The 4,655-nt window shown below is 44.9% G+C and carries 3 protein-coding genes; all 3 read left to right on the forward strand.

The genetic code is table 11. The annotated features are described in order from the left end of the window. Positions 1–30: 30 nt before the first annotated feature. The 3 genes from L0J61_RS09405 to L0J61_RS09415 all read left to right on the forward strand — a co-directional run bounded on the left by L0J61_RS09405 (position 31) and on the right by L0J61_RS09415 (position 4,567). The gene (locus tag L0J61_RS09405) at positions 31–2,349 is read left to right on the forward strand and encodes an NADP-dependent malic enzyme (RefSeq protein ID WP_301466191.1); all 2,319 of its coding nucleotides are present in this window, start codon (positions 31–33) and stop codon (positions 2,347–2,349) included. Positions 2,350–2,517: 168 nt separating this feature from the next. Beyond that, the gene (locus L0J61_RS09410; protein ID WP_301466189.1) at positions 2,518–3,720 is read left to right on the forward strand and encodes a tRNA nucleotidyltransferase; all 1,203 of its coding nucleotides are present in this window, start codon (positions 2,518–2,520) and stop codon (positions 3,718–3,720) included. Between the two features lie 34 nt (positions 3,721–3,754). Further along, positions 3,755–4,567, forward strand: a complete 813-nt coding sequence (locus L0J61_RS09415; protein ID WP_301466190.1) for a pteridine reductase — start codon at positions 3,755–3,757, stop codon at positions 4,565–4,567. Positions 4,568–4,655: the final 88 nt, after the last annotated feature.

A 4,655-nucleotide genomic window follows, 5' to 3' on the forward strand; every position in this document is an offset into this window, starting at 1 on the left:
TTCCAATTTATTCCAACCATGGCAATTATTATGAATGACGATACCAATTTGAATACGGATAACCACAGTTCAGAAAAAGAGCAGTTTGAACAAGCTGCCTTACATTACCACGAGTTTCCGCGCCCAGGTAAAATCTCAGTTACTCCTATTAAACAGTTGGCTAACCAACGTGATTTGGCACTGGCCTACTCGCCAGGTGTTGCCGTTCCATGTCTTGAAATCGAAAAAGACCCAAAACTTGCTGCTAAATACACTGCACGCAACAACTTGGTCGGCGTGATTACCAATGGTACTGCAGTATTAGGTTTGGGTAATATTGGACCACTGGCGTCTAAGCCAGTAATGGAAGGTAAAGGCGTACTATTCAAGAAGTTTGCTGGTATCGACGTTTTTGATATTGAAATCGCCCAAAACGACCCTGATAAATTCATCGAAGCAGTAGCATCTCTGGAGCCAACCTTTGGTGGTATCAACTTAGAAGACATCAAAGCCCCTGAGTGCTTCAAAATCGAGCGTGAATTGCGCGATCGCATGAACATTCCAGTATTCCATGATGATCAGCATGGTACCTCTATCATTGTCGCCGCCGCTATGCTCAATGCTTTATTGATTACCGGTAAAAAAATTGAAGAACTCACAGTGGTTTGTTCTGGCGCTGGTGCTGCTGCCATTTCTTGCCTAGATATTATCTGTGCGCTTGGTATCAATAAAAATAACATCATCGTATCGGATTCACGCGGTATCATCAGCACCAGTCGTGAAAACCTAGATGAAACCAAACAGCGCTATGCACGTGAGACTACGGCCACCTCTATCGAAGAAGTCATGGACGGTGTCGACATGTTCCTAGGGCTATCTATGCCCGGCACATTAACCGAAGATATGGTTAGCCGTATGGCAAAAGACCCTATCATCTTCGCACTTGCTAACCCAACCCCTGAAATCATGCCTGAACTGGCACACTCTGTCCGTCCAGACGTCATCATGGCAACCGGTCGCTCAGACTATCCTAACCAAGTAAACAACGCACTTTGTTTCCCATATATCTTCCGTGGTGCTTTAGATGTAGGTGCCACTACAGTAAACGAAGAAATGAAAATTGCTTGTGTAAAAGCAATCGCTGCGATGGCTCATGTCGAAGCAACACCAACCAGCAACATTAACAACCTGACAAAGGTCAAAAGATTTGGACGCGACTACTTGATTCCTGGTCCTTTGGAGCCAAACCTAATCATCGAGATCGCTTCGGCAGTTGCCAAAGCAGCCATGGACTCTGGCGTGGCTACATTGCCTATCGCTGATATGAATGCCTATCGTCAGAGCTTGTCTGAGTTTGTCTATAACTCAGCATTCGTCATGAAACCAATCTTTGCTCGTGCCAAATCAGCACCAAAACGCATTGTGTACTGTGAAGGCGAAGACAAAAACGTCCTATTAGCTGTGCAAGTCGTGGTAGATGAAGCACTTGCTCAACCAATTTTAGTGGGTCGCCCAGCCATCATTGCAGATAATATTGACAAGCTGGGTTTACGTCTAAAAGATGGAGAAAACATCACTATTGTTAATCAAGATGATGATCCGCGTTATAAAGACTACTGGCAGGGCTACTACGAGAAAAATAAGCGCCGCGGTGTGAGTATTGAGCTTGCCCGTCGTGACGTGCGCCGCAAAACCACATTGATCGGTTCGTTGTTAGTCGATAACGGTGATGCTGATGGCATGGTTTGTGGTACATTCGGCCATTATCAATTGCACTTAGATTATGTCCAAAGTGTCATCGATAAAAAAGAAGGTGTGAGTGACTTTTACGCCATGAATGCTGTACTGATGCAAGATCGCAATATCTTTATTGCTGATACATACATTCATGAAGACCCAACTGCTGAACAGCTAGCAGAAATGACCGTTTTAGCAGTTGAACAATTGCATCGTTTCGGCATTACCCCACGTGTTGCCCTGGTATCACACTCTAACTTCGGTACATCAAATCGCGAAAGTGCCGTGAAGATGCGTAAAGTATATCAAATCTTAACTGATATGAACGTCGACTTTGAGTTTGATGGTGAAATGCAAGGTGATGCCGCATTGAATGAAATTATTCGTTCAAATGATATGCCGTCAAGCCCACTGAAAGGCTCTGCAAACTTGCTTATCTTACCTACCCTAGATGCATCAAACATTGCCTTCAACCTACTAAAAACAGCGACAAACAGTGCTTCTATCGGTCCTATCCTATTGGGTTCGAGCAAGCCTGTGCACATCTTGACACCATCTGCAACAGCTCGCCGCGTCGTCAACATGACCGCTCTCGCTGTCACAGAAGCTCAAGATTTAGCCAACGCTGAGTAGTAACCACAGCGATCAGTAGCGCGCAATAAGCTATTTATAGCGCGTCTCTGTTATACTAAAACCAGTCAACGTCTTAAATGCGTTGGCTGGTTTTTTTGTTGATCATAAAAGGCTGTAACGAAATTTCATTCGTTAGTTATCATAACTTGCTCTATAAAAGAGGTTTTTATGCAAATTTACCTCGTCGGTGGTGCGGTACGCGACCAACTCTTAGATCGTCCGATCAAAGACACGGATTACGTCGTCGTGGGTGCGACGGTTGAAGATATGCTGAATGCTGGGTTTCAGCAAGTCGGTGCCGACTTCCCTGTGTTTTTGCACCCGACTACTCATGACGAGTATGCATTGGCACGTACCGAACGCAAACAAGGCGTTGGTTATCAAGGATTTAGTGTGCATGCAAGCCCTGATGTGACCCTGCGTGAGGACTTACAGCGTCGCGACCTAACCGTCAATGCGATGGCAATAGAAGTGACGAGTTTGACCGATCACACGCCCATCAGCGGTGAAGTAATCGATTATTATGGCGGGCTTACCGACCTTGCCGATAAAGTTTTGCGTCACGTTTCTAGTGCTTTCAGCGAAGACCCTTTGCGTGTACTACGCACGGTACGATTTTTTGCTCGCTATTATGACTTAGGTTTTGCCATCGCTGATGAGACCATGATATTGATGAGACAATTAGTCGAATCAGGTGAGCTAAACCACTTAAGTAGCGAGCGTATTTGGCAAGAGTCTAGCCGCGCTACCATGCAGTTGTCCCCTCATATCTACTGGCAGGAACTGTTTAAGATTGATGCCCTCAAAGATTATATTGCACCTTTACATCAAGCTTGGCATGATGGTCATATACGAGAGACGGTGCAGACAGCGCTGTACTTCGCAGGTCAGATGCAGCTAAACCTATCGCAACGCTGGGCGCTACTGCTGGCCAGCCTTAACGGCGATCTATTCAATCAGAGTCACAATGATGCACAGGTTAATGAGTCAAACTGTGACTATTCAAAGCTGATAAAAAATATCAGTCAAATTGGAAATACAGCCAAAGTACCAAAAGCACAGACTCAATTTGCCAGTTTATTCGTACAACAGGCTAAAAAATTAAGCACCATAGATACTTTGAATGCGGCTGACAAGATTGACCTCATACAAGCTTCCGGCGCTCATAAAGCACCTGAAAAAATATCGCAATTACTGGTATGCAATCAAGTATTTCAACTGGCTGTTCAGCACCGACAGATGATGCTGGCTTTAAATAGCTTCCACGCTATCGGTATGGACGATATTGAACCAAACCTCCGAGGTCCTGCTATTGGTGAAGCGCTGCGACAGTCCAGAATTAAGCACTTAGAGAAAAACGATATATCTTAACCAACCTTCTTGGAGCCTACAGCATATATCCTATATGAACTTAGACACCCCTTCTACTCAGCAAGCGAATAATAATGCCAACTCACCAGTGATGCTAGTCACTGGCAGCGCAAAACGTATCGGTGCTGCTATCGTTACGGCCGCACACCAACAAGGCTATCGCGTGATTATTCACTGCCATCAAAGCAAACAAGAAGCAGAGGCTCTCGCGGCACAGCTGAATCAAGCACGCGCTGCTAGCGCTACCGTTATCATTGCTGACTTAACGTTGGTCAATGAGAGTAACCGTCTAAATGACTTCGTTGAACGTATTATGAGCTGCTTCGGCCGACTAGATGCACTGATACATAATGCTTCACGATTTTATCCAAGCCCCTTCGGCAGCATCGATCATACACAGTGGGATGAGTTGTTTTTGACCAATGCCAAAGCACCGCTATTATTAAGCCAAGCGCTTTTGCCTCATTTGATAAAAACTCAGGGCTGCATTATCAGCTTGTTAGATATTCATGCGCAGGATAGACCATTCAAAAATTATACTGTCTATAATATGGCAAAGGCCGCTCACCGTATGATGGTGCAGTCCTTAGCACTAGAAGTAGCGCCAGAGGTGCGGGTCAATGGCGTTGCTCCAGGTGTTAACATATTGCCACCAGTAGATAGCGATCAGGCGATGGATGCGCAGCAACAACAAAGTATCGTAAATTCTATTCCCCTACAGCGAATCGGCACCCCTAAGGAAATCGCTCACAGTACGCTTTATTTAGCACAGGCAAGCTACATCACTGGTGAAGTAATCAATGTAGATGGCGGACGTCGTTTGACACTAGCTGGTGACCATTATTAAAAAATAATCAGATATGATGTATTACTTGGTATCTTTTACTTGAAAATTTTAAAAATTGATGTATTATAATCCGTCTAACGTTAGGGCC

This window comes from Psychrobacter sp., from assembly GCF_030457785.1.
Taxonomy (GTDB): domain Bacteria; phylum Pseudomonadota; class Gammaproteobacteria; order Pseudomonadales; family Moraxellaceae; genus Psychrobacter.